The 25,996-nt window shown below is 46.4% G+C and carries 29 protein-coding genes; 14 read left to right on the forward strand and 15 right to left on the reverse strand.

Annotation, left to right across the window (positions count from 1 at the left end):
• Positions 1–78 precede the first annotated feature (78 nt).
• A complete protein-coding gene (gene dtd, locus C8D85_RS09445) occupies positions 79–513 on the forward strand; it encodes a D-aminoacyl-tRNA deacylase (protein ID WP_133562040.1) in 435 nt (144 codons plus the stop codon).
• A gap of 203 nt (positions 514–716) precedes the next feature.
• Here dtd and tatC read toward each other — a convergent pair whose 3' ends face one another.
• The 9 genes from tatC to C8D85_RS09490 form a co-directional block, all read right to left on the reverse strand.
• On the reverse strand, positions 717–1,475 hold the full coding sequence (gene tatC, locus C8D85_RS09450; protein ID WP_133562042.1) for a twin-arginine translocase subunit TatC: 759 nt from the start codon (positions 1,473–1,475) through the stop codon (positions 717–719).
• A 20-nt stretch (positions 1,476–1,495) separates the two neighbouring features.
• On the reverse strand, positions 1,496–1,867 hold the full coding sequence (gene tatB, locus C8D85_RS09455) for a Sec-independent protein translocase protein TatB (protein WP_133562044.1): 372 nt from the start codon (positions 1,865–1,867) through the stop codon (positions 1,496–1,498).
• A gap of 3 nt (positions 1,868–1,870) precedes the next feature.
• A complete protein-coding gene (gene tatA, locus C8D85_RS09460) occupies positions 1,871–2,083 on the reverse strand; it encodes a Sec-independent protein translocase subunit TatA (protein WP_133562045.1) in 213 nt (70 codons plus the stop codon).
• 10 nt (positions 2,084–2,093) lie between these two features.
• Positions 2,094–2,426, reverse strand: a complete 333-nt coding sequence (locus tag C8D85_RS09465) for a phosphoribosyl-ATP diphosphatase (RefSeq protein WP_133562047.1) — start codon at positions 2,424–2,426, stop codon at positions 2,094–2,096.
• Positions 2,427–2,442: 16 nt separating this feature from the next.
• The gene (ubiB, locus tag C8D85_RS09470; protein WP_133562049.1) at positions 2,443–4,086 is read right to left on the reverse strand and encodes a ubiquinone biosynthesis regulatory protein kinase UbiB; all 1,644 of its coding nucleotides are present in this window, start codon (positions 4,084–4,086) and stop codon (positions 2,443–2,445) included.
• A gap of 2 nt (positions 4,087–4,088) precedes the next feature.
• Entirely contained in the window at positions 4,089–4,841 is a 753-nt protein-coding gene (gene ubiE, locus C8D85_RS09475) for a bifunctional demethylmenaquinone methyltransferase/2-methoxy-6-polyprenyl-1,4-benzoquinol methylase UbiE (protein ID WP_133562051.1), read from the reverse strand.
• Between the two features lie 98 nt (positions 4,842–4,939).
• A complete protein-coding gene (locus C8D85_RS09480; RefSeq protein ID WP_133562053.1) occupies positions 4,940–6,466 on the reverse strand; it encodes a GGDEF domain-containing protein in 1,527 nt (508 codons plus the stop codon).
• 20 nt (positions 6,467–6,486) lie between these two features.
• Positions 6,487–7,116 carry a thiol:disulfide interchange protein DsbA/DsbL gene (locus C8D85_RS09485; protein WP_133562055.1) on the reverse strand — a complete coding sequence of 210 codons (630 nt, stop codon included), beginning with the start codon at positions 7,114–7,116 and terminating at the stop codon, positions 6,487–6,489.
• A gap of 190 nt (positions 7,117–7,306) precedes the next feature.
• Positions 7,307–7,909 (reverse strand): c-type cytochrome, encoded by a 603-nt coding sequence (locus C8D85_RS09490; protein WP_133562057.1) that lies wholly within the window; start codon positions 7,907–7,909, stop codon positions 7,307–7,309.
• A gap of 197 nt (positions 7,910–8,106) precedes the next feature.
• Here C8D85_RS09490 and yihA point away from each other — a divergent pair, with 197 nt between their 5' ends.
• Entirely contained in the window at positions 8,107–8,745 is a 639-nt protein-coding gene (yihA, locus tag C8D85_RS09495; protein WP_133562059.1) for a ribosome biogenesis GTP-binding protein YihA/YsxC, read from the forward strand.
• Between the two features lie 130 nt (positions 8,746–8,875).
• On the opposite strand, the gene gshA is transcribed toward yihA, so the two are convergent.
• The gene (gshA, locus tag C8D85_RS09500) at positions 8,876–10,471 is read right to left on the reverse strand and encodes a glutamate--cysteine ligase (RefSeq protein WP_244936982.1); all 1,596 of its coding nucleotides are present in this window, start codon (positions 10,469–10,471) and stop codon (positions 8,876–8,878) included.
• 153 nt (positions 10,472–10,624) lie between these two features.
• Between gshA and C8D85_RS09505 the strand changes: the two genes are divergently transcribed.
• Together C8D85_RS09505 and C8D85_RS09510 are read left to right on the forward strand one after the other, a co-directional pair.
• The gene (locus C8D85_RS09505; protein ID WP_133562061.1) at positions 10,625–11,068 is read left to right on the forward strand and encodes a hypothetical protein; all 444 of its coding nucleotides are present in this window, start codon (positions 10,625–10,627) and stop codon (positions 11,066–11,068) included.
• Between the two features lie 9 nt (positions 11,069–11,077).
• On the forward strand, positions 11,078–11,659 hold the full coding sequence (locus C8D85_RS09510; protein ID WP_133562063.1) for an SCO family protein: 582 nt from the start codon (positions 11,078–11,080) through the stop codon (positions 11,657–11,659).
• A gap of 282 nt (positions 11,660–11,941) precedes the next feature.
• Here C8D85_RS09510 and hisF read toward each other — a convergent pair whose 3' ends face one another.
• The 3 genes from hisF to hisB are packed head-to-tail and all read right to left on the reverse strand — an operon-like array spanning position 11,942 to position 14,009.
• Positions 11,942–12,715 carry an imidazole glycerol phosphate synthase subunit HisF gene (gene hisF / locus C8D85_RS09515; RefSeq protein ID WP_067212746.1) on the reverse strand — a complete coding sequence of 258 codons (774 nt, stop codon included), beginning with the start codon at positions 12,713–12,715 and terminating at the stop codon, positions 11,942–11,944.
• Between the two features lie 21 nt (positions 12,716–12,736).
• Positions 12,737–13,399, reverse strand: coding sequence for an imidazole glycerol phosphate synthase subunit HisH (gene hisH, locus C8D85_RS09520; protein ID WP_133562065.1), 663 nt, complete (start codon positions 13,397–13,399; stop codon positions 12,737–12,739).
• A gap of 16 nt (positions 13,400–13,415) precedes the next feature.
• Positions 13,416–14,009 carry an imidazoleglycerol-phosphate dehydratase HisB gene (gene hisB / locus C8D85_RS09525; protein WP_133562067.1) on the reverse strand — a complete coding sequence of 198 codons (594 nt, stop codon included), beginning with the start codon at positions 14,007–14,009 and terminating at the stop codon, positions 13,416–13,418.
• Between the two features lie 185 nt (positions 14,010–14,194).
• Between hisB and C8D85_RS09530 the strand changes: the two genes are divergently transcribed.
• From C8D85_RS09530 to C8D85_RS09545, 4 genes are all read left to right on the forward strand, one after another.
• Entirely contained in the window at positions 14,195–16,402 is a 2,208-nt protein-coding gene (locus C8D85_RS09530; RefSeq protein ID WP_133562069.1) for an AsmA family protein, read from the forward strand.
• A 9-nt stretch (positions 16,403–16,411) separates the two neighbouring features.
• A complete protein-coding gene (gene mutY, locus C8D85_RS09535) occupies positions 16,412–17,476 on the forward strand; it encodes an A/G-specific adenine glycosylase (RefSeq protein ID WP_133562071.1) in 1,065 nt (354 codons plus the stop codon).
• A 45-nt stretch (positions 17,477–17,521) separates the two neighbouring features.
• A complete protein-coding gene (chrA, locus tag C8D85_RS09540) occupies positions 17,522–18,676 on the forward strand; it encodes a chromate efflux transporter (RefSeq protein WP_133562073.1) in 1,155 nt (384 codons plus the stop codon).
• A 73-nt stretch (positions 18,677–18,749) separates the two neighbouring features.
• A complete protein-coding gene (locus C8D85_RS09545) occupies positions 18,750–19,034 on the forward strand; it encodes an oxidative damage protection protein (RefSeq protein WP_133562075.1) in 285 nt (94 codons plus the stop codon).
• 98 nt (positions 19,035–19,132) lie between these two features.
• Here C8D85_RS09545 and C8D85_RS09550 read toward each other — a convergent pair whose 3' ends face one another.
• Complete coding sequence (locus tag C8D85_RS09550; RefSeq protein ID WP_133562077.1) at positions 19,133–19,558, reverse strand: flagellar basal body-associated FliL family protein; 426 nt, start codon at positions 19,556–19,558, stop codon at positions 19,133–19,135.
• A 145-nt stretch (positions 19,559–19,703) separates the two neighbouring features.
• Between C8D85_RS09550 and C8D85_RS09555 the strand changes: the two genes are divergently transcribed.
• The 5 genes from C8D85_RS09555 to trmB all read left to right on the forward strand — a co-directional run bounded on the left by C8D85_RS09555 (position 19,704) and on the right by trmB (position 23,029).
• Positions 19,704–20,195, forward strand: a complete 492-nt coding sequence (locus C8D85_RS09555; protein ID WP_133562079.1) for a disulfide bond formation protein B — start codon at positions 19,704–19,706, stop codon at positions 20,193–20,195.
• A 203-nt stretch (positions 20,196–20,398) separates the two neighbouring features.
• The gene (gene rsd, locus C8D85_RS09560; RefSeq protein WP_133562081.1) at positions 20,399–20,869 is read left to right on the forward strand and encodes a sigma D regulator; all 471 of its coding nucleotides are present in this window, start codon (positions 20,399–20,401) and stop codon (positions 20,867–20,869) included.
• Positions 20,853–21,830 (forward strand): WD40 repeat domain-containing protein, encoded by a 978-nt coding sequence (locus tag C8D85_RS09565; RefSeq protein WP_244936983.1) that lies wholly within the window; start codon positions 20,853–20,855, stop codon positions 21,828–21,830. Before rsd ends, C8D85_RS09565 begins: the two co-directional genes overlap by 17 nt.
• Positions 21,831–21,854: 24 nt before the next feature.
• On the forward strand, positions 21,855–22,253 hold the full coding sequence (locus C8D85_RS09570) for a DUF423 domain-containing protein (RefSeq protein ID WP_228191371.1): 399 nt from the start codon (positions 21,855–21,857) through the stop codon (positions 22,251–22,253).
• 65 nt (positions 22,254–22,318) lie between these two features.
• Positions 22,319–23,029 carry a tRNA (guanosine(46)-N7)-methyltransferase TrmB gene (gene trmB, locus C8D85_RS09575; RefSeq protein ID WP_133562084.1) on the forward strand — a complete coding sequence of 237 codons (711 nt, stop codon included), beginning with the start codon at positions 22,319–22,321 and terminating at the stop codon, positions 23,027–23,029.
• Positions 23,030–23,156: 127 nt separating this feature from the next.
• Here trmB and C8D85_RS09580 read toward each other — a convergent pair whose 3' ends face one another.
• The gene (locus C8D85_RS09580) at positions 23,157–23,555 is read right to left on the reverse strand and encodes an H-NS histone family protein (protein WP_133562086.1); all 399 of its coding nucleotides are present in this window, start codon (positions 23,553–23,555) and stop codon (positions 23,157–23,159) included.
• Between the two features lie 222 nt (positions 23,556–23,777).
• Here C8D85_RS09580 and C8D85_RS09585 point away from each other — a divergent pair, with 222 nt between their 5' ends.
• Positions 23,778–25,940, forward strand: a complete 2,163-nt coding sequence (locus tag C8D85_RS09585; RefSeq protein ID WP_133562088.1) for a Tex family protein — start codon at positions 23,778–23,780, stop codon at positions 25,938–25,940.
• Positions 25,941–25,996: the final 56 nt, after the last annotated feature.

A 25,996-nucleotide genomic window follows, 5' to 3' on the forward strand; every position in this document is an offset into this window, starting at 1 on the left:
AAAGCGCCTTAGGGCGCTTTTATTTTGTCTGCGATTTGTGTAGAACAAAATCACTGAACACATAATAGGAGCAAATGGATGAAAGTCTTAGTGCAGCGCTCTTTGGCTGCGAAAGTCGAAGTAGATGGCGAGATCGTTGGTGCAATTGATCATGGGCAAATGGTGTTGGTTGGAATCGAGAAAGGGGATACGGAAGTTGATACCCAGCGCTTAGCGGACAAGCTTCTAAAGTATCGAATGTTCAGTGACGATGATGGCAAAATGAACCTAAATGTTCAGCAAGTAGGTGGTGGGGTTTTATTGGTCTCGCAATTCACCTTGGCTGCAGAAACCAAAAAAGGCCTGCGTCCTGGCTTCTCTACGGCTGCTATTCCAGAAGAAGGTGAGCGCTTGTTTAATGACTTCGTTGCGAAGGTGCGTGCGCAATATGACAAAGTCGAAACAGGGCGCTTTGGTGCGGATATGAAAGTTCAGTTCACCAACGATGGCCCTGTGACCTTTATGTTGGATTAAAGCTTTTGTAGGACCGCGGTTCCCGCGGAATTTGGTATGCGTTTGCGGTGCTGTTCCCTCGCGCAGCGAGGTCCTACAAGGTGGGGATGTTTGTAGGACCTCGGTCTCCGCGGGATTTGGTTTTCGTTTGCGGTGCTGTTCCCTCGCGCAGCGAGGTCCTACAAGGCGGGGATGTTTGTTGGACCGCGGTCCCTACGGGAAATTTAAGCCTTGCTTGCCTCTGTTTCTTCTTCGTCTTTCTCGACTGGCACGCTACGACCAGCAAGCAGACCTAACTCGAATAGCAGCCACATTGGGATGGCCAATAAGGTCTGTGAGAAGATATCTGGCGGTGTGATTAACATGCCTACTACAAAACATCCCAAAAACACGTAAGGGCGCTTTTTCGATAATCCCGCTACGGTGGTGACGCCGGCTTTGATTAGCAGGTATGTCGCGACTGGGATTTCAAATGTCACACCAAAAGCAAAGAATAGTTTAAGCACGAAATCTAGGTAGTTATTAATGTCCGTCATCACGGCGACCTCACCTGGGCCGACGGAGGTGAAGAAGCCAAAGATCAATGGCAAAACCACGAAGTAGGCGAAGGCAATACCGCAGTAAAACAAAATTACACTGGAGATCAGCAGAGGTATTGCGACGGTCTTTTCTTCTTTGTACAGAGCTGGGGCGATAAACGACCAAGCCTGATACAGAATATAAGGAATGCCAACTAACACAGCGAGAGCGAAGGTCAGTTTTAGTGGTGCTAAGAAGGGCGAAGCGACTTCCGTAGCAATCAGTGAACTGCCTTCGGGGAGCAGGGCTCTCAGGGGTTCAGAGATAAATAAGTAGAGTTCATTAGCGAAAGAGTAAAGGCCTGCAAAGATAACCAGAACAACCAATACGGACTTTAAAAGACGATTTCTTAGCTCAACTAGGTGTGTAACCAAAGGGGCTTGAGTGGATTCTTCGTGGCTCATTTGGGGGTTCCCAATGTAAACTAAGCGCGAGACTGAGTCTCGTCCATTGATTTAGCAGTCGTTGCTGGCTCTTTCTCGGAAGTCTGAACGTTCTCAGGAGAAACTTCAGATACCGCCGAAGCAGTTGCTTTGGCTGGTGAGGGTGCTTCAACATCCTGCTCAAACTTGGCCGTTTCACGCATAATTCGTTCGTTAGTTTCTTTGATAGAGCGCTGCAGCTCTTCTTGATCCAATTGGGCATTGATTTCTCGTTGCACAGATTGGATGCTACGACGAATTTTACGGATCCATAACCCGGCTGTTTTCGCTGCAACAGGTAATCGTTCTGGACCCAGAATCAATAACCCGACAACGAAAACAACCAGTAATTCTGAAAAGCCGATGTCGAACACAGATTAAGCGCTCTTATCGTCTTGTTTCTTGTCGTCTTGGATAGCCTTTGCTTGGGTTTGGCCATCCTTTTGCTCTTCGTCGTTGTTAACGGCTTCTTTAAAGCCTTTAACAGCGCCGCCTAGATCAGATCCTAAGCCTTTTAGTTTCTTAGTACCAAAGATCAAAATCAGGATTGCTAGGACGATTAATAATTGCCAAATACTGATGCCACCCATAGTGGAACTCCTACTTCGTACGGTTGGCTTTTTCTTCTAAGCCAGACAAGTTAAAACGGCGTGCCAGCTCATCTAAAATATCTTGAGGTTCAAGTTCCAGATGAGACAGCATCACAAGTGTATGGAACCAAAGGTCTGCGGTTTCGTAGATAACGTCTTTTTTATCCCCAGTTGCCTGCGCATCTTTGGCGGCAAGGATAGTTTCGACACTTTCTTCGCCCACTTTCTCAAGGATTTTATTCAGTCCTTTTGCATGTAGGCTAGCGACGTAAGACGAGTCAGCAGAGGCAGACTTTCGTTCTTCTAACGTAGTGGCAAGTTCGGCCAAAACATCAATTTTCATTATAATCTCTCAAATGTTACGGTTTTAATACTAGCAGGTATACGCCGCCTAAAAACAGGGCCAAACTTAAAATATCCGCTTGTGCTAGATGCTCTAGCGCAATGTTATCGGTAGTAATCCAAGCGGCACCTAAAGCGAGTAAGCCTAATAATTTAAAAGGCTGGTTGCGTCGCGAACGGCGTAGTTCTTTGCGAATTTGTTCTAACGCCTGAGTTTGTTCTTGGATTCTGATTTCTTGTTGCGACAAGTGAGTCATTGTAGAAAACACAAGGTTAGGTATCTGAGGTAGATGGGCAGCCCACTCAGGTGCTTGTTTCTTCACCTCATCCAATAAACGTCGTGGTCCCACCTGCTCACTCATCCAGCGTTCTAAGAACGGCTTTGCAGTGACCCACAAATCCAGATCAGGATAAAGCTGACGACCTAGGCCTTCGATGTTAAGCAGCGTTTTCTCAAGCAGTACAAGCTGTGGCTGAACTTCCATATTAAAACGTCGCGCTGTTTGGAAAAGGCCAAGTAGTACCTGTCCGAAGGAAATCTCCTTGAGCGGCTTGGCAAACATGGGCTCACAAACACTGCGAATCGCAGACTCAAATGCATGCACAGGCGTGCCTTTAGGGACCCAGCCACTTTCAACATGCAGCTCTGCTACCATACGGTAATCACGCTTAAAGAATGCGAGTAGGTTACGGGCCAAGTAGTTTTTGTCCGCATCGTCCAAACTGCCCATGATGGCACAGTCAATGGCTATGTACTTGGGTTTCTCAGGGTTCGATGGGTCGACAAAAATATTGCCTGGGTGCATGTCTGCATGGAAGAAACTGTGTGAGAACACTTGGGTGAAAAAGATCTCAACTCCACGCTCTGCCAGCACTTTCATATTGACGTTTTTGTCACGCAATGCCGGGATGTCTGCGACAGGAATACCTGAAATGCGCTCCATCACCATCACGTTGCGACGGCTGTAATCCCAGTAGATCTGCGGCACATAGAGCAAGTCTGAGTTTTCAAAGTTGCGCTGTAATAGGCCGGTGTTAGCGGCTTCTTTGGCAAGGTCAAGCTCATCTAGAATGGTGTATTCGTAGTCTTGTACAACTTCTACAGGGCGTAGACGGCGCCCATCTGAACTGGTTTTAGCAACAAAATGAGCGAGGGTATACAGCAGCTTAATATCTTGTCGTATGGTCTTTTCGATATTAGGTCGGATAACCTTAACAACGACTTCTTCACCAGATTTTAATGTCGCGGTATGTACTTGCGCGATGGACGCGGAAGCCAAAGGCTTGCGGTCGAAGGCTTTGAATATTTCATCAACGCTTGCGCCCAACTCTTTCTCGATGATCAAGGTGGCCAATTCGCCAGAAAATGGTGGCACACGGTCTTGTAACTTAGCCAGTTCGTCCGCGATATCATCAGGCAATAGGTCGCGACGGGTGGACAAAATTTGGCCAAATTTAACAAATATCGGGCCGAGAGACTCCAGCGCCAAACGCAAGCGTGTGCTGCGATTCTTATCTAGACGTTTACGTCCAATGCTTAAAACTAAGCCGACCGAATACTTTAAATACCAAGGCAATAACTGAATCGGTATGAAGGTATCAAGACGGTAGCGTATAACGGTGGCAACGATCCGAAGAAAACGAGTGGCACTGTTCCACATGATTAAAATTTAAATCCCTTGTGTAATGCTACGATTCCGCCAGTCATGTTTTGGTAACTGACACGTTCAAAGCCCACTTCTTCCATCATTCCTTTCAGTGTTTCTTGGTCTGGATGCATGCGGATGGATTCAGCTAAGTAGCGGTAACTTTCTGAGTCATTGGCAATCACTTTACCCATAAACGGTAACAAGCGGAAAGAGTACTGATCGTAAATAGTGCTCAGACATTCCGTTTCTGGTTTTGAGAACTCAAGTACCAATAAACGGCCACCTGGTTTCAATACACGTTGCATGGATGCTAACGCTTTTGACTTGTCTGTGACGTTGCGAAGGCCAAAAGCAATGGTAATGCAGTCAAATGTATTGTCTGGGAAAGGCAGCTCTTCAGCATTGGCTTGAACATACTGCACGTTACCGACGACACCAAGATTTGCTAACTTATCACGACCCACTTTCAACATAGAGTCGTTGATGTCAGCTAATACAACCTGACCGGATTGACCAACAAGACGAGAGAATTTAGCGGTTAGATCGCCTGTACCACCCGCGATATCCAATACTTTTTGTCCTGCACGAACGCCAGACTGACTAATGGTGTGGCGTTTCCATAGGCGATGAATACCACCAGACATTAGATCGTTCATAATGTCGTATTTCGCAGCAACGGAGTGGAAAACTTGCGCTACAGCGTCCACTTTTTGATCCGTTGGAATTTCTTTGAAGCCAAAATGGGTGGTGTTGTCTTTATCTTGCATAACAGTTCGTTCCTAATACATCTTTAGGCGGACAGATTTAAAATCGTTAGTTTGCGTATTGTAACCGCGTCTTTGGATTGGTTGCACGATAAAGCCACTTAATTATCGCGAATAACACCATTGCGTCCCTGTTCTTTCGCTTGATATAGGTTTTTATCCGCGCGCTCGAACAGCTCATCGTGTGATTCTTTGCCATTAAACAAACTAACGCCAATGGAAATAGTGACCGAAATAGGATCGCCGTTCATATTAAAAGGTGTTTTCTCAACCGCCAGACGAATTTTATCGCAATATTGGTAAGCCTCGTCCAGTGTGGTCATAGGGAAAACAACAATAAACTCTTCGCCGCCGTAGCGGTAAACAAGGTGTTCTTTTTTTAGGGCGCTTTGAACTTGCTTTGGCATCAGTCGAAGTACCTTATCCCCTGCAAGATGTCCCCATGTATCATTGATTCGCTTAAAGTGGTCCACATCACAAATGGCAATACAAAGAGGTTGTTTAGTTTGTGCCGCAGCAGTGAGTAGTGGAAAAATGGTATCTTGATAAGCCGCTCTATTGGGTAGGCCTGTTAGCGCATCCGATAAAGCTTGAGCAATCTTCTCCTGCATATTAGAGCGCAACTGATTAGCGTCCTGCTCCATGCGGTTTACTTTATTTTTAAGTTGAGTAATGGATTGAGCTGCCTGCTTTTCCTGGTTTTGCATCTTATCCTGAAACGAAGTCATCGCTTCGGTAATGGTATGCATACGTTCATCGATTAAATGTTTCAAAGCATCCAAGTCAGTAGCATTACGAACGTCCGTTTGGGTGGAATCTACATGCTGCATAAAGGTGTCACTGAAATCTTTTCGACTACTAGACATGTTCTTCTGGGCTTTGTAATTGCTCAAGATCGAGGCATTAATACTTGCCAATTGCTGGTTCAATTGACTCAGATAGGTCGTCAAGTCCTCTTGCGTTTTACCAACTGCCACCATGATGAGGTTGATTACTTCATCAAGCAAGGCTGGTAAGTGATTAAGGTCTTTATTACCTGTTAGAGCTTTTTGAATGTCCAGTAACTGATCTCGGTAAACCTCTGGAAGAGAAATATTTGTCAGCAGGGCTGCCAAAGTATGGCTGACATGGGACATGATGTCAGATTGATTGCTGTTGTTGGTCTCAGATGTGTCTTTGCGGCGGAAAAAACGTCCAAGTAATGAGTGGCTTTTGCTTTGACTGACCGGGTTCTTTAATGCATTTGAAGACAGCTTGATGGCTTGAGCTAACAACTCAGGCCAATGAGAAGCGGATTGCCACGATTTTCTGATATCGCTCTCTAGCTGCTTTTTCTCAGGCGCTGGGAGTTGAATATTAGGCAGAGCATCAATGGTGTCGATTAGCAGTAGCAGGTGTGCTCGGAAGGCTTGGGCCCGAGCAAGACGATCTTCATCGTATTTAAGAACCATAGGCTCCAGCATTTGCAGTGTTTGCTGGAGAACCTCTGGCTCTTGAGATTTACCTAAATTGGCGCGGATGTTTTGTAGCTGCTTATCCAGCTCAGAATCATTTCCTTCGGCAAGCATAATGGTGCGCGAAAGGGCTTTAAGTAAGTTTTCAATCACTATGTCCTGAGCTGGAGCCATGAATACATCCTAAATCATTATTACTTACTCGCTTGGCGTTCTTGCTCGATCAAGTAGTCAACCACGGAGTAGATATTATTATTACCGCCTGCTGTTGCTGCGGTGACTAAGTACTTACCGTTAACGATCAATCCTGGAACGCCACGAGCACCGTACGCTCTAATTTTAGCATCTGCTTGAGAAAGGCGGCTGTTTACAGCAAAAGAATTGTATTGTTTTCGAAACTCATCTTCTGAAACGCCGTAGTTTGTAAAGAACTCCGCTAATTCATCTTCACTGTTCATGCGTTTGTGATCTTGGTGAATCGCATTAAACAGGTCTGCATGCAGCTTCTCTTCAACCCCTAGAATATCAGCAACATGAAATGCCTTAGCATGCGCTAACCAGTTACGGCCAAATACAGCTGGCATGTATTTGAAGTCAACGTCGTCTGCGATGGTTTTTTTCCAAGCTTGAGTAATTGGGTCTAGGCTGTAACAGTGTGGACAGCCATACCAGAAGATTTCAACTACTTCGACTTTGTCTGGGTTAGCAGTACGAACTGGGTTTTTGATTGTAGTGTAGCCATTGCCATCGCTGTAGTCCTGCGCCCAAGCGCTTGCGATAGGCAATAGTAAGGCAACCATTAAGGCTGAAAAAAGCTTCTTCATGTCATGCTCCTAGAATGTGATAGCTCAATTGCACCCGTAAAAGAGGATAGTAATAGGATGCTTTAACGTACAAAAAGTTCGTTTGTCGTAATGAGTTTACATGGATTTAATAACAAAAATCCTCCCAAAGGAGGATTTTGTATCAAGAAAAAGCAAACCATATAGGTATCGCCTGCTAACAAGCTTGTTTTTAATACAAACCTTGGATGTAGCTTGATACGGCTTTGATCTCACGCTCATTCATTTTAAACGCAATGTTTTGCATGATTTTCGCCGCATCGTTATTGCGCTCACCAGACTGGAACAGTTTCAGTTGTGCTGCTGTGTAGTCTGCATGTTGACCACTTAATTGTGGGAAACTCGCTGAGTTAAGGCCTTTGCCTGCAGGTCCGTGACACGCCATACAAGCAGGCACACCTGTTGCTGGGTTACCATCGCGGTATAGGTTTTTGCCTGCTTCAACCAAGGCAGCGTCTGCTTGGCCAACGACAACATTTTGACTGGCAAAGTAAGCGGCAATGTCGGCCAAATCTTGATCAGATAAACCGTTTAATAGTCCGGTCATCTGTGCAACGTTTCGAGCGCCAGACTTGATGTCTGACATTTGCTTTAATAAGTATGACTCGTTTTGACCAGCTAGTTTTGGCCATGTAGGTGCCAAGCTGTTGCCATCTGCTCCATGACAGGCGCTACACACTGCGGTGAGTGGTTTTCCTGCTTCAGGGTTGCCTTCAGCGATCGCAACGGATGTTGCTCCAACTGTTACTAACAGACCGATAAGAACTTTTTTCATTCGCTGCCTCTGAATGTGCTTAAACCGACGTTGCTGAACATCTTATTTCTGGCATCAAGATGTTTCGATTTCTGTTATGCTTACCAGTATGAACCGGGCACAGCCTCGTTGAGCCAGTAAGCAGAATGGCTCGCATTATATACAACTGTGCAAAAACTTATAACGCGATACAATTTCTCATTGACTGATATCAATCTATGACGCCATTCGACTCCGTATTTCAATCCGCTTACTTTATTAAAAGTGCGGAAAAGCTTTCTCAATGTCCTTTAGACCAAGGTTTAGAGGTGGCTTTTGCTGGCCGTTCAAACGCCGGTAAATCTACCTCGCTTAATACCCTGGCAAACCAGCGTAAACTTGCACGTACTTCAAAAACTCCTGGTCGTACTCAGCTGATCAACTGTTTTGGGCTTAATGTCGATGATCGTCGCTTGGTGGATTTACCAGGTTATGGCTTTGCAAAAGTCCCTGTTGCCATGAAAGAGAATTGGCAAGCACACATGCAGGACTATCTGATGAACCGCCGCTCGTTAGTGGGCGTGGTGTTGGTCATGGATATTCGCCATCCACTTAAAGAGTTCGATGAAATGATGCTGGAGTGGGCTGCGGCCAATGGCGTTAAAGTACACGCACTGTTAACCAAATCCGATAAGCTTAAACGTGGACCAGCAAAATCAACTATGTTGAAAGTTAGACAGGAAATGAAAAAGCGAGGTGTAGAAGGATCGGCGCAGACATTCTCAGGCCTTAATAACGATGGTGTGGATGAATTGCGATTGAAACTTGCCGAGTGGTTGGACCTTGAGAATCCGACAGAGATTCCTGTAAATCTATAACGCCACTATTTTAGTCTTTACCTAGATATGAAAATGGCTTCCGTACTTAAGGTAGGGAAGCCATTTTTTATGTCGTTCCTATCGTTCAAACACGATCTTAATCATGAGCTATAGCATGCAGCCACGATTTCTACTGTGGCTGCATGTAGTGCTTAAGGAATGTATCAAAGTCCACTTGATCGCTGCTTTCTATTTTAGCTTGTTCCGCGATGGACTGTTCCGCCCAGTCTTTAAACTGCTGCTGTAATTCTGGCGACACTTCTTGTGCTAGCCACGCTTGCTGTTGGGCTTTGCCGATTGACAGCATGGCTTCTTGATAACTGCCGTATTGTTCACACTGCTGTAAAACTTGTGCTGCTGGCAAGGACTCCAGATTAGCTAGCTTGTTTTGTTGATGCGCCAGACTGTCTAAGTAAGCTGAGTTTCCAGTTTGATCACTTAAGAACTTGGCGATCTCGTGCATGTGAGACAGTAGCTCAGACACTTTGTCGCGCAGTGGAATCGGACCAAAACCAAAATCAAACGGTGTGTCCAACTCACGACCATGAGTTGCGATTTCTTGTTGTGTCTTACGTAGCTGCTGACACTCATCCAGTCCAAGACGGTCATCTCCATGCAACATGCAACACATTAAAAAGGTATCTAAGAAATACAGTGTCTCTGGCTTCATGCCAATCGGCGATGTTGGATCAAGGTCCATAATTCGGACTTCGATGTATTCAACTCCACGTTTCTGTAATGCCGCACTAGGATGTTCGCCGGATTTCGTAACCCGTTTCGGGCGGATGTCACTGTAGTATTCGTTCTCTATCTGCAGAATGTTATGGCTTAGTTGTTTGTAGTCACCGTCTACTTTTACGCCAATCTTTTCATAAGCTGGATAAGGGGTTTTTAGTGCCCCTTTGATCGTATTGATATAGGTATCCACTTCGTTGTAACACACAAACAAACCATCTTGGGCTTTATTCTGATAGCCAATGTCACTCATTCGAAGAGAAGTGGCGTTAAGTCCCGCCCAAGTCCGATCACCTAATGTGGTGAGCTTGTCTGGTTTGCTAGGCAGAAAGCTTGAATCAATTGCAGGGGAGGCGCCAAACAGTAAAGATAGCACCCAAGACTTGCGGCGGAAGTTTCGAATCAAAGCGAAGTACTGCTGCGACTTAAACTCTTTTAAGGCTTCCTCTGTGCTAATGTCGACACCGCGATAATCCGCTAAAAACGTCCAAAAACTATCGCTAAAAGAGAAGTTGTAGTGCATGCCTGCGATGCACTGCATGATGCGACCATAGCGGTTGGACAAACCTTCACGGTAAACCCGCTTAAGCTTGCCTGAATTCGACTCACCGTAATACGCAATCGGCACTTCAGCGTTACTTGATAATGCACAAGGCATGCTGCCAGGCCATAGGCATTCGTCTTGCTGATCAAGTACGCGGTTGGTCATTAAATGAATGTCTCGTAGCTCGCTGATCACACCTTCGACTGAGTCATGGACACCAGTAATAAACTCCATCAATGCTTCAGAGTAATCCGTCGTGATTGAAGAATGTGTCAGAGGTGACCCCAACGCAGCGGGGTGTGGCAACTGAGAGATTTTTCCATCTTGTCGTGACACGCGAAGTGCTTCACGTTCTACGCCTCGGTGAAAAGTGATAGCGGACAGATCGCCACTTTGAGTCATGCTTTGGTCGAGTTTTGCCAGAGCGTCATGTATGTTGCGCAACAAGAGGAATTGTCCTAATTCGAATTATAAGATGATCGGATTGTACAAGGCATTTCTTTCACACGGCAAGAAAACCACGAAGCAGTTGCGCAAAGATTACAGAATTGACGTTCTGTGGCATCATAGCTCGTCAAATACAAAGGAACTTTTTGGTGTATGCATACTCCATTAATCAAATTGTTTAGCATTGCCTTTATCTTGGCGGGGGTGGTCGCCTTTAGCTGGTACTCCGTCGATAACGCTGCGTCTTCAGATGCCATACACTGTGATGTGAATACAGGGATGTGCGATGAAATCGCTGGCATTAAGCTAACGTTTGAATCTTCGATTGTCGCAAATAAGCCTATGCTGGTTCGCTTTCGTTTACCTGAAAGTGCACAGCAGCAAGTGCCGTATTTCAATGCGACATTGACCGGACAAGAAATGTATATGGGGATAACCCAAACTCAATTAACACGAGTTGCGCAAACGAACCTTTATCAAGGTGAGCTGCGTATACCGGTTTGCACTACCTCAGCGATGTCTTGGCAATTAGCGATCTCAGTGCCTGATGCAGACGTTGAGCCACTACATTATCAATTTACACTCATGCAACCTTAGGATTTCGTCATGAAGCTAAAACCCATAGTGCTGTTTGCTATGTTGGCCATTCTGGCTGTTGTTGGAACCTTATTGGCTTTCCAGAAAAGCAATGACTCCAACCCAACACCAGGGAAAATAGGTGGGGACTTTACTTTGTCTTCGGCAACGGGAGCAGCTTCCTTAAGTGATTACGAAGGCAAACTTAAACTGCTGTTTTTTGGCTACACACACTGTCCAGATGTTTGCCCACTTACCTTGGCCAACGTCAAAGTCGGTCTAAAGCAACTACCTGAAGAACTGAAACAACAGGTTCAAGTGGTATTCGTCAGTGTTGACCCTGAGCGCGACACGCCAGATCACCTAGAAGAGTATGTCCACTTCTTTGATCCAAGCTTTGTCGGTCTAACAGGCACAAAAGAAGAAATTGACCGAGTGGTACGTCAGTATGGCGCGTTTTACCGTATTGAAAAAGGTGATGCGAAAAACTACACCGTTAGCCACAGTGCGCGTCTTTACGTGATTGGCAAGGATAACGAGATTAAACAATACCTTTACCACGACTCAAAATCTGAAGAAATCGCCGAAGCCATTAAAAAGCAGCTTTTATAGGGCAAGTCTATTTCCCGCGGAAACCGCGGTCCTACGATTTGTCAAAACTGAGCTCTGTAGGACTGCGCTGCGCGCAGGAACAAGTTTTTGCTGGCACGGAAAGCCTATTTCCCGCGGAAACCGCGGTCCTACGATTTGTTAAAACTGAGCTCTGTAGGACTGCGCTGCGCGCAGGAACAAGTTTTTGCAGGCACGGAAAGTCTATTTCCCGCGGAAACCGCGGTCCTACAATAGAAATAAAAATGGCCGCATAATGCGGCCATTTTTGTAGAAAGCTGAAGCTTAAAGGCGCATTTCAATACCCGCAGCTTGCATGGTTTCTTTCGCTTCTTGGATTGAGTATTCACCAAAGTGGAAGATACTTGCGGCTAGCACGGCATCCGCTTTACCTTCAGTTACACCATCAACCAAGTGCTGCAGATTACCCACACCACCAGATGCAATCACAGGTACGTGAACGGCTTCACTGATAGCACGAGTTACGCCAAGGTCAAAGCCATTTTTAGTGCCGTCACGGTCCATGCTGGTTAGTAGGATTTCACCAGCGCCCAGATCAACCATTTTCTTCGCCCATTCAACAGCGTCTAACCCCGTTGGCTTACGGCCACCGTGGGTAAAGATTTCCCATTTATCTGGTTCGCCTTCTGCGCTGACTTTCTTAGCGTCGATTGCCACAACGATACATTGTGAACCAAAACGCTCAGCCGCTTCGCGAACAAACTCAGGGTTAAATACCGCAGCGGTATTGATGCCCACTTTGTCTGCGCCAGCGTTTAGCATGCGACGAATGTCTTCACAGGTACGGATACCGCCGCCTACTGTTAGTGGAATAAATACCTCAGCGGCGATGGCTTCTACCATGTGAACAGTTGTTTCGCGGTCATCCGAGCTTGCGGTGATGTCCAAGAACGTAATCTCGTCAGCACCTTGCTCGTTGTAGCGTTTAGCAACCTCAACAGGGTCACCAGCGTCACGGATATCAACGAATTGAACGCCTTTTACAACGCGGCCATTGTCCACGTCTAGGCACGGAATAATACGTTTAGCTAATCCCATTTTATTTTCCTATTCAGTGGACTAAGGCTTGCCATCCCAGTGGATGAAGTTTTTGTACAGTTGCAAACCGTCTTTATGGCTTTTCTCAGGGTGGAATTGCACGGCAAATACGTTATCGCGCGCCAATGCTACACAGAAGTCATGGCCGTAGTTACACGTGCCTGCTACTTCGTCTTTGTTGCCCGCGACCACATAGTAGCTGTGTACAAAGTAGAAGCGCGCACCGCTTTCGATGCCTTCCCAAAGAGGGTGGTTCATCGTTTGTGTCACTTGGTTCCAACCCATGTGCGGTACTTTTAATTTCGTACCGTCCACATCTTTATGGTTATTGCCAAAGAACAGAGCATTGCCATCAAAATGGTTTAAACAATCCACGCCGCCGTTTTCTTCACTGTGTGCCATCAAGGATTGAATGCCAACACAGATCGCCATAAAGGGCTTTTCCGCCATGGCTTTTTGAATGGCTGGCACGAGACCTTGTGCTTTCATTTCAGCGATACAGTCACGAATCGCGCCAACGCCAGGTAGCAAAACACGGTCAGCCGCATCAATGACAGCTGGGTCGCTGGTGACAACGATCTCAGTATTTTCATCTGCTACGTGCTCAAGGGCTTTGGCAACAGAGTGAAGGTTGCCCATGCCATAATCGATCACAGCAACAATAGACTTTGTTTGTGTACTCATGAGTAGGTTGATCCTATTACAAGCAGCCTTTAGTCGATGGCATTTGGCCTGCCATACGCTCGTCTTGTTCTAATGCCATGCGCAAAGCACGACCGAACGCTTTGAAGATAGTTTCTGCTTGGTGGTGAGTATTTTTCCCGCGCAGGTTATCTAAGTGTAAAGTTACCTTTGCATGGTTAATGAAACCGTGGAAAAACTCTGAAAATAGATCAACGTCGAAACCGCCAACAGAGGCACGTGTGAACGGTACGTGCATCTCAAGACCTGGACGGCCAGAGAAGTCGATTACTACGCGTGAAAGGGCTTCGTCTAATGGAACGTAAGCATGGCCGTAACGACGGATGCCTTTCTTATCGCCCACAGCTTTATCAAATGCTTGGCCGAGGGTGATACCTAGGTCTTCAACCGTATGGTGCGCGTCGATATGTAGGTCGCCAACAGCATGAATATCAAGGTCTATAAGGCCATGACGAGCAACTTGATCCAACATGTGATCAAGAAAAGGAACGCCAGTTTCGCAGTTAAACTTACCTGTGCCATCAAGGTTCACAGTGACTTTAATTTGCGTTTCAAGCGTATTGCGTTCGACGGTTGCAATCCGGTTGGACATGTAAGGAACTCTCCGCTTTTTAAATCAGGTTTTCAACCCAGTGAATGTGATTTGAACGCTATTATAAAACGTGCACGGCTTTGCTTCTATGCTTTTCCTACCTATTAGGTGGATCGAAAAAGACAATTAAGATGCTATGATTTGAAAAGTCCTCTAATTCTCGATTACCAAGGGTGGGAATCAATATGGTTTGGGTTAAGCGTTTAGGTTTGTTGCTGGCGGCGCTCGTAGTACTGATCGTAGCGGCCATTATCTATGTACTGGTATTTGTCGATCCAAATCAGTTCAAAGATGAACTGAAGACAATCGCCAAAGATAAAGCCAATGTAACATTACGGATGGATGGGGACATTGATTGGTCGATCTATCCGCGAGTAGGTCTGAGTCTTGAGAATTTTGGTGTCGCACTAGGTAATGACCCTGAATTAATGAGCTTTTCTAAAGCAGAATTTGGTGTTCAGCTAATGCCTCTCTTTCAACAGAAAATTGAAGTGGATACGGTACGCCTTGAAAACCTCACTGCTAATCTAAAAGTTGACAAAAACGGCCATCCAAATTGGCAAGTGGAAACTGCTGGAACCAATACCGCAGACGCTTCAACTGACACGACCACTGACAGCAGTGGCGATAGTAGCTTTACCATGCCTGAGATTGCTCTGGATGAGCTGGCTTTGGTGAATGCACACATCATCTACGAAGACGAACGTACCGGCATGCGCTCTGATGTGGTGTCGAATGTGACATTCAAAAATGTACGCTTGGACGAGTCTTGGCCAATGGAGCTGGATGCCAAAATTACCCAATCTAATTTGGATGGCTCTAATCCTTTGACGGCGGAAGTCGATTTCGGTGCGGACTTCACTCTTTTTGCAGAGCGCCAAAGTGTCTCATTGGCCAATCTAGCGCTTAACGGCTCTGTTAGCGGCGCAACGTTGCCCGTATCGCCATTGGATATGAAATTAAATGTGGCGCAACTGGATTTTGATTTGCCACAAGAAAACGCGTCCATTGAAGGGCTGGCAATCAATACATTGGGTATGAACATCACAGGGCAAGTGAATGCTTACCAAGTGCTTAGCGCCCCAGAGTTTAATGCTGTGGTGGATGTGGAGCAGTTTTCTCCAAAAGCAGTGCTGTCGAAGTTAAAGATTGCGCTACCTGAAATGGCGGACGATTCTGTGCTCGAAAAAGCCAGCTTAAATATTGTTGCGGAAGGCACGGCACACCGAATCAAGGCGCAGCCAATCTCGATTATGTTTGATGACACTGCCATAGAAGCCAATGCGTTAGTGAATCTTGATCCACTTAATTGGGACATTGCCATTGCGGGTAAAAACTTAGATGTAGACCGCTATTTACCGCCAGTCACAGACGCTGAGCAAAATGCAGAAGAAGCCGCTGCGCCAGCGGATGCGCCGACTGGCACTGAGCAAGATCTGATTCCAGTGGAATTGGTACGCTCATTAAACGGTCATATCGGTGTGGCGTTTGATAACATCAAAATAAAGAATCTACAGCTAGACAAGCTGGAGCTGGACTCTACCCAAGCCAATGGTAAAGTACGCGTCGCGCCAGCCCAAGTGAGTCTTTATGATGGTCAAGCAACGGTGCAAGCGCTGTTAGATGTAACGGGGAAAACGCCTCGCATTAACGTGTCACCAAGCATTGATAGCGTGCAAATTCTGCCGTTGCTTAATGACTTTATGGCGCTTGAGAAAATACGTGGTGCGACCAATCTAAGTGGTGATCTGACTACTAAAGGTAATCGTATTGATGACCTTATCAGCAACTTGAATGGCGACTTGTTAGTGAACATTGCTGACGGTGCTTTGATCGGTACTAACTACACCCAGATGGTATGCAAAGGCATTGCGTTGGCTCGTACTGAATCTTTGAATGACGACTCATTCCAAGATGATACGCCTTTTGAGACCATGCGTATCCCAGCGAAAATCGTCAATGGTCAAGTGTCGACACCAGGACTCACCATGCAGTCGCTGACTCTAGGAGTGACGGGCGATGGTACTATCTCGCTACCAACAAACAGTCTGAAGTACGAAACGTACGTGGCGCTGGTTGGCAGTGGTCTGGATGAAAGCTGTGCTGTGAGTGAAAGCATCGCCAACGTTAAATTCCCGATTGTCTGTGAGGGCAACTATTTAGAGGATGCAGCGGGACTTTGTCGACCTGATGTGAAAGGCTTTGTTAAAGCGTTTGCAGCAGAAGATATTGCCAAAGCGAAGGCTAAGCTTGAAGCAGAAAAAGCTCGCGCCCAAGAAAAACTGGACGCAGAAAAAGCGCGTGCTCAAGAGAAATTAGATGAGAAAAAGCAGGAAGCGAAACAAGAGCTTGAGGATAAGCTAAAGAACAAACTTAATAACTTCTTTAATTAACGGTAGTCGATGATTCCGAAACAAAACTTTGCGCCAAGAGTGCTGGGGTGGTTTGACCAGCACGGGCGCAAACACCTTCCTTGGCAACAAAATAAAACCCCATACCGTGTCTGGATTTCTGAAATCATGCTTCAGCAAACCCAAGTCACTACAGTGATTCCCTATTACGAGCGTTTTATGGAATCCTTCCCAGATGTATACGCGTTGGCCAAAGCGCCTCAAGATGAAGTGCTGTCTCATTGGAGTGGGCTTGGCTATTACGCCCGCGCCCGCAATATGCACAAAGCGGCGCAAAAGCTAGTGGACGATTGGCAAGGTGAGTTTCCCATGACCCAAGAAGGTGTGTGCGAACTACCAGGCATCGGGCGTTCAACGGCAGCGGCGATTTTATCGATTTCTCGAAACGAGTCATTGGCGATTTTAGATGGCAACGTAAAGCGTGTATTGGCGCGTTATCATGCGGTGCCCACTTGGCCTGGCGAGCGTAAAACGGAAGCCGCCATGTGGGAACTGGCTGAGCATTACATGCCCGATGATCGCTGTGGTGAATATACTCAAGCGATGATGGACTTGGGAGCGACGCTTTGTACCCGCTCGAAACCCCGTTGTGGAGAATGTCCTTTGCAGGAAGATTGCGTTGGCTTGGCAACTGGCGTGCCCACAGACTTCCCGAAATCTAAACCTAAGAAAGCCGCGAAGCCTGTAAAAACGACCCAGATGCTGGTGTTATTGGCCGATGATCAAGTATTGCTTGAGAAGCGCCCAGCTACCGGTATTTGGGGGGGCTTATGGAGCCTGCCGGAAGTCGCTCAGGACGAAGACATTATTCAAGCAGCGGAACAGCGGTTGCAGGTGAGCGTGCAGGATGTCATTAGTCTGTCATCGTTCCGTCATACCTTTAGCCACTATCACTTAGATATCGTGCCATCAGAGCTTTGGGTAACTGCTTCTACCACCATTCAGGAGCAAGGCAAGTACCAGTGGTTCTCCCGTGCTCAAGCCTTGGCGCTTGGGTTACCAGCGCCCGTTAGGACGATACTGGAGACTCACCAAAGCATGCGCCAGTTAATCTAACTTAACTTGACCCAATTCAAATTAAATAGAGACATCATAACGACCATGTTTTTCAGCGTATTTTGGAAATTCTTTTTGCTTGGCTGCACCAGCTTTGGTGGGCCAGCAGCGCATATTGGTTATTTTCGAAAAGAGTTTGTCGAGCGCCTAGGTTGGGCAACTGAGACGGAATACGCCCAGTGGGTGGCGCTGAGTCAGATTATGCCAGGGCCAGGTTCCAGCCAAGTCGGTTTTGCTATTGGTTATCACCGAGGTGGTATTTTGGGTGCCGTGGCGGCATTTGTTGGCTTTACCTTACCTTCAGTTGTCTTGATGTGCCTATTTGCCGCACTGGGCAGCCAATTTGCCGATGATATGGTGTTTCAAGGGGTATTGGCCGCATTAAAATTAATGGCAGTCGTTGTGATTTTAGATGCCATCTGGGGCATGGGGCGTTCGTTTTGTCAAAGCTACCGTACTCGGCTAGTCGCTTTGCTCAGTATGGTGTTTGTTTTACTTTGGCCTCTTGGCTTGAGTGGTTTGCTGCTGGTATTACTAGCGGGAGCTGTCGGTGCTTTTTGGCTTGCTGATACGCCGACTAAAACCTTCTCTGCGCCAGTGTCTCGGCATATCGCTTATATGAGTTTGGGGCTATTTGTTGCTCTGTTTGTCATGACAGTATTGATAAATGGTAACGGCGGTGCAGCGCTTATGGCGCAACTATTCCAAGCTGGAAGTCTTGTGTTTGGTGGTGGCCATGTGGTGTTGCCCTTGATGTCAGAGCAACTGGCCAACTTTGTCTCAACCACTCATCTGTTAACGGCTTACTCTGCTGCACAGGCTGTACCGGGGCCAATGTTTACCTTGGCAACTTATATCGGTGCGATACTCGCCCCTGAAGGTGACTTGGTACTGTGGGGGCTGCTGGCAACCTTGGCGATTTTCTTACCGGGCTTATTGCTCATGTTAGTAGGCCAGCATTTTTGGCAACGAGTAGGGCATTATCCACGGGTGCAAGGTGCCGTGAACGCGATCAATGCTGCCGTTGTGGGACTATTAGCCGCGACATTAATTTTCCCAATTTTGCCTGCTAGTGTGACTGGGATTTCGCAAGCTATCATCGTGCTACTTGCGTTCGCATGGCTCCGAGCAAAACAACCCGCTATTTGGCAAGTGGTTACTGTCTTTGTTGTAGGTGGCATGGTTAGCGCATTGTTCTAGCCGCTTGAAATCTGTAAGGTTAGCGCCATTAACCTAGTAATAGAATCAGCTGTTAAACGAATGAGAGAGTGGCATGGCGAATACCGTATTTTGTAAAAAGTATCAGAAAGAATTAGAAGGTCTAGAGCGTGCGCCGCTTCCAGGTGCTAAAGGTCAAGAGATCTTAGCGCAAGTGTCAAAGCAAGCCTGGCTTGAGTGGCAAGCTCTGCAAACCATGATCATCAATGAAAAGCACTTAAATTTGATGCAACCGGATACACGTAAGTATTTGCTAGAGCAGATGGATAAGTTCTTCAACAACGAACCGACTGATCGTTTACAGGGTTATGTAGACCCTAACGATATCCAAGAGCTTTAATTACCCCGCGTTCCCGCGCAAAGCTCGGTCCTACAGCGCTGGATGGTTTTGTAGGACTTCGCTGTGCGAAGGAAATTAAGCAGCAATTGAAAGTCAGCTTATTGTGTTACAAAGCTCGAAAACAGCACGTCAATCACTGGCTCAGCGCCAGTTTCTTCTTTAAGCACTTCATTAATCGCTACTTTGGCTTGCTCACGCGTTTCTTCTCTGGCAATGGCGCCAGTCACTTGGTCTTTGGTGCGCGCACTGAGATACATAACTAAAGCATCACGTACCAGCGGCATGTTCGCGAGAATCACCCCTTCTCGGGCACTGTCAGTTCGCAGGCTGATTTTGGTCTTGATGTAATGTAAGCGTGATCCTGAAGCGTTGTAGTTGACAATAAAGTCTGGTGTTAGCTCAATATAGCTTGGCATCACAGGTGCCGCTTCGTCTTCAGCTAACGCAGGTTGCGTCATGAAAGCCAACAGACATGCCAGTGTGGCAAGCAACGGTCTTAGTCCTAATTTCGTGATGTGCTTCATAGTTCCTCTCTCGAATTCACAGCATTAGTGAGTATACTACCCCTCATCTTGTTTATATGGCAGTAGTACAAGGCACTTTCTGACGATTTTACTGTCTAGCTTTGAACTGGTCACTGTTAAGTATTAATAAAAGGATCTTTCCACTATGGTTGCGTTCTTATCTGCACGTCGTTTTCATGGTTTGGTTGCATTTGCTGCGTTCGCTTTATTAGGCGTCGCGTTTTACATGGAATATCAAATGGGCCTAGAGCCTTGTCCGCTTTGTATGTTCCAGCGTATTGCTTTTTTTGCGATCGGTGTTGTGTCTTTGATTTCTGCGTTACGAGGCAGCATTTCTTGGCATAAGAAGCTGGCTTGGCCGATTGTAGTGTTATCCCTGTTAGGGGCGGGCTTAGCGATTCGTCATCTTTATCTCCAAAACCTGCCAGCAGAAGAGCTACCAGCTTGCCTACCTGGCTTGAGCTATATGTTCGAAGTATTCCCTTGGCAAGAGATTCTTGAAGCCATGGTTATGGGGACCGGAGAATGTGGTGATGTGGTGTGGACTTTCTTAGGTCTGAGTATCCCTGGTTGGACGCTAGTGGCTTTTGTCGGCATGGCGTTGGTAAACCTTTGGATTGCCCTCAAAGCAAAATGATTCTAGCGACTCACTGATCTCGGTTACACAACACTAGAGGTTGTTAACAAAACACGTCAGAGTGTCTCTTGCAGGGGCATGTAGATCGGAATATGCTAAAAACTCATTAAAGTGAACGACGAGAGCTAGGTTTCAGGGAGCGAAGAGGCGACTCATCTCGCCTCGTAGACCACCACAATAAGAACGTAGTGAGGAGACAAGTCATGTTAGAACGTTGCAAAACTGCGCAAGAAAGATGGGGCGGTGTCCATGAGATCATCGACCGTTGGCTACAGCACAGAAAAGCACTAGTAGAAACATTTGTTAGCCTGCGTGACATTGGCGAGTACACCCCGACGGATACGCCGAAAGTGTTAGTGTTTTGCGAAATGCTGGTGGACTATGTTTCCACAGGTCATTTTGAGGTGTACGAGCAATTAGCACTTGAAGCGAAAGAGTTCCACGATGATTCTGCGTTGCAGTGTCTGCACAAGCTGATGCCTGAAATTACGGCTAACACCAGTATCGTGCTAGAATTCAATGACAAATACGACACGAAAGAGCATTGCAACAAACAGCTAGTGGATTTGCCTTTTGCTCTTCAAGCCTTAGGTGTTTTGATGGATGAACGGTTTGCTTACGAGAATCAACTTATTGAGGAACTGCACGAAGCGCACAGTGAGCACAGCGCTTAGTCGATGGGTTTTGGCGGGACTTTGTGCCTCGTTACTGGTGGCATGTTCCGCAGATGACCCTGTTAAAACCAGTGCCATGGCGGTGCAAGGTTTATATTCAGCGGCGCTGAGTGATAACGGCTCAAACGCACTGATTGGTTCTATCCAGCATGGCGGTAGTTATTGGAAAAATACCCCTTCCCAGCGGGTTTACAACTGGAACCATATCGCTGGGCAAGCGACGCCTTTAATCAGTGTCGACATCGACCCAAGCGGTGACTTTGCCGCCACGGGTGGTGATCGCACCATGGTACTTTGGAGTACCGTGACGGGTGAATCCGTTGGTTTTTGGAATACTCCTGGTTCTATCAAATCCCTCAAACTTACTCGAAATGGCGACTTTGCATTGGTCGGCATGGACGATCAAACCGCTCGCTATTTTGATATCAAAAACGGTGGTGTGCGTCATGTACTTCGCACAGGTGCCATTGTTCGTTCGGTAGATGTTACCCCGGATGGTCGGTACGCTTTAACTGGCGACGACCTTTACCAAGTGATTCTTTGGGACTTAACGACTGGCGAAGCCCGTCAGCGATGGCAGTTAGACAATAACGTGGCTACGGTGAAATTATCCGATGATGGCGCGTATGTCTTTGCAGCTGCGCAATTGGGTGATGCCAAAGTTTGGTCTGGCTTGACCGGTGCAGAGGTCAGTACCGTTAATACAGGGGCATTGCAGTCCCGTAATGTGACCATCAGTCAGGCGGTATTTTCTGCGTCCAACCGTCAGCTGCTGCTTGGCCAACAAAACCGTCGAGTGAATCTTGTTAATGTTGCCACGGGCGATGTCTTACGTTCTTGGGACCTGTATTTAAAAGATGCTTTGCGTCCGACGGGCTCAGCAGTCTTGGCGTTAGCATTCGGTACCGGCAACACCTACTACGCCGTTGGTAGCAATGGCTATTTAAACGTCTTCCAATAATTTCAACAATCCCAAGGATCGAATGTGAATACCGTACCAATAAGCGTGCAACGCTGGGGCGCTATTGCCGCAGGACAAGCCTTGTTATCCGTTGCCGCTGGCGCGTTTGGTGCCCACGGACTTAAAGCCATGGTGTCAGAGCAAGCACTACAGTGGTGGCAAACAGCTTGTCAGTATTTGATGTACCACAGTCTTGCGAGCCTCTTTGTAGTCGTATTAATGGTTGTTGGTCTACGCTGTTTCTGGACTGTGCGTTTGTTTACTCTAGGTAATGCTTTATTTGCAGGCTCCCTGATGGTGATGACTTTAACCGATATGCGTGTTTTAGGGGCTATCACTCCGATAGGTGGCCTGATGTATTTGCTAGGTTGGGCTTTGTTGATAAAAAGCTTTCTTAGCTGGAATAAGAAAGTGGTGAATTAACAGACATTCTTTTTCGATTTTAGTACTATACGCGCCTTAAATTTGAACTCGAGATTGGCAATTTCATGCAAGACGAACAACAACCGACAAACCCTGAAATCAAAAAGCGAACCATTCGAAGCTTTGTGGTCCGTGGTGGACGCATGACCGAAGGTCAGCAACGCGCATACGATGCAAACTGGAAGACCTATGGTTTGGAAGCAGACCAAGGCCGAATTGATTACCAAGAAGTGTTTGGTCGCGAGTCGGATGTCGTGATTGAAGTTGGTTTTGGTATGGGCGCATCACTGGTTGAAATGGCGAAGAACGCTCCAGAGAAAGACTTCATTGGTATCGAAGTGCACCCACCTGGTGTTGCGAAATTAATGATGCTAGCAGCGGAAGCGGGAATTCAAAACATTCGTGTCTACTGTCACGATGCCATCGAAGTTATGGCGGATTGCTTACCACAAGGCCAAGCGTCGACTTTCCAATTATTCTTCCCTGATCCATGGCACAAGAAGAAGCACAACAAACGTCGTATTGTTCAGCCATTGTTTGCACAGCAAGTAGCGAATGTGTTGAAAGTAGGTGGTGTTTTCCACATGGCAACGGATTGGGAACCGTATGCGGAGCACATGCTAGAAGTAATGGAAGCTCAGACTCAGTATGAAAACGTTGCGGGTAAAAATACTTACCATCCTCGTCCAGAATGGCGTCCATTAACCAAGTTCGAACAGCGTGGTGAGCGCTTAGGTCACGGCGTGTGGGATTTGATTTATTCTAAGCTTGCTTAAGCGCAGAGTAGGCAGGCTAAAAAGCCAAATAATAAAAAACCGACGCTAGTTATAATACTGCGTCGGTTTTTTATTTGGTCATACTTTATTTAGCGATAGAAAGTATGACTTTCTAGCAATGCTAAAATTATTTGATTTCAGCAGATTCGCGAGAATTGCCAGCATCAAAGTATTCTTGGAAGGCTTTTGGTGTGCGGCCACGGCCACTCCACTCGATTGTTTCGCCATTCCACTCGATGCGGTATTTAGGCTTAACAGTTTTGCCTTTTGTTGGATTAGAGCGAGCGCCACTTAGTGAAGCGATCTCGTCGATCGTAAGACCACTTTCTTCGATCATTTTAGCGATTTGAGCCGCTTGGCGTGCTTTCTCTTCGATTTCAGCCTGACGTGCTTGCTCGTCTTCCTGCATTTTCACTAAAGCATTGTTCAAACCTTCGATTAGGTTTTCTAATTGCGCAATGTTAAGTTCTTTGGCTGCGGCACGTGCTTTGGCTTTGTTTCCAGCTAGCTCTGCTAATAAACTCATGGTTTCCCCTATTAATCTGAAACGCATTTGAAACGCGAACACAGAACAGAAGTCCATCCAAAACTGTGTTTTGCTTTGATAACATAAAAAGGTAAGCTTTAACTCCTACTTACCAATTAAAGTAAGAATAGCATTAAATACGCTATTCATAGCAACTTGTATCACAATTTTAATTAAAAAATCCTTAATGCGCGAATACTCTTAAATATTTGAGTAAATAATATGACGAATACAGAAAATACTATTTTAAATACCCTATCTAAAGAGTATTCCATCTCATCTAATACTGCTCAAAAAATTGTAGCCTTATTTGAAGAAGGGGCAACGGTGCCATTTGTCGCTCGTTATCGAAAAGAAGTAACGGGTGGAATGCTAGATGAAACATTACGCAGTTTTTATGATCGTTTACGCTATTTAGAAGAACTGGAAAAGCGCCGTCATAGCATTATCGATTCATTAAAAGGTCACCCAGACGCTTCGCCTTCGGTATTGAGAGCACTACAGAATGCGGCCACAAAAAGTGAATTAGAAGATCTCTATGCACCTTTTAAGAAGTCGCGTAAAACCAAAGCAGATATAGCTGAAGAAAAAGGACTGTTTCCATTCGCTGTATGTCTATGGCAGGAAGGGCAAGCACAGGCAGAGAAACGGTTTCAGCGCTTTCAGGCAGACTTTAAAGCAGCGATGAGTTTTGCTGAGGCGTTAGAGGGGGCTGGTGATATTATCCTTGAGCGGCTTGCTCGAAATGTCATGACTTTGCAGCAAGGTAAAACCTTAGTCAGAAAAGACGGGCAGCTTTTAAGTAAGGTGATGCGAGGGAAAAAAGAAGCGGGAGAAAAGTTTCAAGACTACTTTGATTTTGCTGAACCGATTAAAAAATGTCCGCCTCATCGTTTGTTAGCGCTTTTTCGCGGCAAAAAAGAAAGCATTTTAAAACTTTCTATCGAGCTTGAAGAGGGCATGCCTTATCAATTAAGTGCTCCAATTTATCTAACGCCTTTTGGGTTTCCAGAGTTAAAAGAACGAACACCCAGCAAAGAAAAGCAAGCCTGGTTAGCGAAAGCTTGGCAAGAGAAAATCTTACCTAAGATAGAAAGTGATCTATTAAACGAACTGAAAGAGTTTGCTGAAGCAGGAGCCATTGATGTTTTTCAATCCAATCTAAAAGATCTGCTAATGGCCGCACCGGCTGGAGCAAAACGTACTATTGGATTAGATCCAGGTTTTCGTAATGGGGTTAAATGGGCGGCAATTGATGAGCAGGGAGCATTATTAGAGTTCGGTGTTGTGTATCCACATGCGCCACAAAATAAACGTAATGAAGCTATCGCCATATTATCAAAAGTAATTCAAAAGCATGGGATCGAATGGTTGGTAATTGGCAATGGCACCGCCTCGCGGGAAACTGAAGCCTTGGCGAAGCAGATGATTTCAGAGCAACAATTGGCTTGTCGCTCGGTCATTGTTTCTGAGGCCGGCGCTTCTGTGTACTCGGCATCGTCTGTCGCGATTCAAGAATTCCCAAATTTGGATGTCACCATTCGCGGCGCGATCTCCATTGCCCGTCGTTTTCAAGACCCTCTTGCGGAGCTGGTTAAAATCGACCCCCAAGCCATTGGGGTGGGGCAATATCAGCATGATGTTAAAGCCAATCGCCTTAGCGAAGCTCTGGGCGCAGTGGTTGAAGACTGTGTGAACGCAGTGGGCGTGGACGTGAACTTAGCGTCAGTATCCCTTCTTACCTATGTATCGGGCTTAACGGAGCGATTAGCGCAAAACATCATTGCCTTGCGTGAGCAATTAGGAGGCTTCACCAACCGAAGTCAGTTGAAGAAAGTAAAAGGTATCGGCGATAAAGCGTTTGAGCAATGTGCCGGCTTCTTACGAATTCGTGGCGGCAACGAAGCACTAGATGCATCGGCTGTCCATCCTGAATCCTATGACCTAGTCAAAAGCCTAGCCGCAAAAGTGAACAAAGAGATCTCCTCTTTAATTGGCAATCCAGCTGCCTTGAGTCAACTCAGCACAGCGTCTGTTGCAACCGAACAAAATGCTTTTACAGTGAAAGACATCTTACAGGAGCTTGCCAAGCCAGGCCGCGATCCTCGACCAGAGTTCAAATATGCCCGGTTTGATGACACCGTTGAAAAGATCGAAGACCTTCAGCCAGACATGATCCTTGAAGGCGTCGTCACCAACGTTGCCGCCTTCGGCGCATTCGTCGACATTGGCGTACACCAAGATGGCTTAATACACATCTCACAACTGGCCGACCGCTTCGTCAAAGACCCACGAGAAGAAGTACGCGTAGGCGAAGTCGTCAAAGTCAAAGTCTTAGAAGTCGACGCCAAACGCAAACGCATCGGGTTAAAACGAATTTCGTAGAATAGCCCTGTAGGACCTCGCTGCGCGAGGGAACAGCATTGCACTCTCAAACCAAA

It is taken from the genome of Marinomonas communis (genome assembly GCF_004363305.1).
In the GTDB taxonomy this organism is placed as follows: domain Bacteria; phylum Pseudomonadota; class Gammaproteobacteria; order Pseudomonadales; family Marinomonadaceae; genus Marinomonas; species Marinomonas communis.

Excerpts from the sequence above, each read along its gene's own strand:
- dtd (WP_133562040.1), top strand. The coding sequence starts at position 79 with ATGAAAGTCTTAGTGCAGCGCTCTTTGGCTGCGAAAGTCGAAGTAGAT.
- tatC (WP_133562042.1), bottom strand. The coding sequence starts at position 1,475 with ATGAGCCACGAAGAATCCACTCAAGCCCCTTTGGTTACACACCTAGTT.
- tatA (WP_133562045.1), bottom strand. The coding sequence starts at position 2,083 with ATGGGTGGCATCAGTATTTGGCAATTATTAATCGTCCTAGCAATCCTG.
- C8D85_RS09465 (WP_133562047.1), bottom strand. The coding sequence starts at position 2,426 with ATGAAAATTGATGTTTTGGCCGAACTTGCCACTACGTTAGAAGAACGA.
- ubiB (WP_133562049.1), bottom strand. The coding sequence starts at position 4,086 with ATGTGGAACAGTGCCACTCGTTTTCTTCGGATCGTTGCCACCGTTATA.
- ubiE (WP_133562051.1), bottom strand. The coding sequence starts at position 4,841 with ATGCAAGATAAAGACAACACCACCCATTTTGGCTTCAAAGAAATTCCA.
- C8D85_RS09480 (WP_133562053.1), bottom strand. The coding sequence starts at position 6,466 with ATGGCTCCAGCTCAGGACATAGTGATTGAAAACTTACTTAAAGCCCTT.
- C8D85_RS09485 (WP_133562055.1), bottom strand. The coding sequence starts at position 7,116 with ATGAAGAAGCTTTTTTCAGCCTTAATGGTTGCCTTACTATTGCCTATC.
- C8D85_RS09490 (WP_133562057.1), bottom strand. The coding sequence starts at position 7,909 with ATGAAAAAAGTTCTTATCGGTCTGTTAGTAACAGTTGGAGCAACATCC.
- yihA (WP_133562059.1), top strand. The coding sequence starts at position 8,107 with ATGACGCCATTCGACTCCGTATTTCAATCCGCTTACTTTATTAAAAGT.
- C8D85_RS09505 (WP_133562061.1), top strand. The coding sequence starts at position 10,625 with ATGCATACTCCATTAATCAAATTGTTTAGCATTGCCTTTATCTTGGCG.
- C8D85_RS09510 (WP_133562063.1), top strand. The coding sequence starts at position 11,078 with ATGAAGCTAAAACCCATAGTGCTGTTTGCTATGTTGGCCATTCTGGCT.
- hisF (WP_067212746.1), bottom strand. The coding sequence starts at position 12,715 with ATGGGATTAGCTAAACGTATTATTCCGTGCCTAGACGTGGACAATGGC.
- hisH (WP_133562065.1), bottom strand. The coding sequence starts at position 13,399 with ATGAGTACACAAACAAAGTCTATTGTTGCTGTGATCGATTATGGCATG.
- hisB (WP_133562067.1), bottom strand. The coding sequence starts at position 14,009 with ATGTCCAACCGGATTGCAACCGTCGAACGCAATACGCTTGAAACGCAA.
- C8D85_RS09530 (WP_133562069.1), top strand. The coding sequence starts at position 14,195 with ATGGTTTGGGTTAAGCGTTTAGGTTTGTTGCTGGCGGCGCTCGTAGTA.
- mutY (WP_133562071.1), top strand. The coding sequence starts at position 16,412 with ATGATTCCGAAACAAAACTTTGCGCCAAGAGTGCTGGGGTGGTTTGAC.
- chrA (WP_133562073.1), top strand. The coding sequence starts at position 17,522 with ATGTTTTTCAGCGTATTTTGGAAATTCTTTTTGCTTGGCTGCACCAGC.
- C8D85_RS09545 (WP_133562075.1), top strand. The coding sequence starts at position 18,750 with ATGGCGAATACCGTATTTTGTAAAAAGTATCAGAAAGAATTAGAAGGT.
- C8D85_RS09550 (WP_133562077.1), bottom strand. The coding sequence starts at position 19,558 with ATGAAGCACATCACGAAATTAGGACTAAGACCGTTGCTTGCCACACTG.
- C8D85_RS09555 (WP_133562079.1), top strand. The coding sequence starts at position 19,704 with ATGGTTGCGTTCTTATCTGCACGTCGTTTTCATGGTTTGGTTGCATTT.
- rsd (WP_133562081.1), top strand. The coding sequence starts at position 20,399 with ATGTTAGAACGTTGCAAAACTGCGCAAGAAAGATGGGGCGGTGTCCAT.
- trmB (WP_133562084.1), top strand. The coding sequence starts at position 22,319 with ATGCAAGACGAACAACAACCGACAAACCCTGAAATCAAAAAGCGAACC.
- C8D85_RS09580 (WP_133562086.1), bottom strand. The coding sequence starts at position 23,555 with ATGAGTTTATTAGCAGAGCTAGCTGGAAACAAAGCCAAAGCACGTGCC.
- C8D85_RS09585 (WP_133562088.1), top strand. The coding sequence starts at position 23,778 with ATGACGAATACAGAAAATACTATTTTAAATACCCTATCTAAAGAGTAT.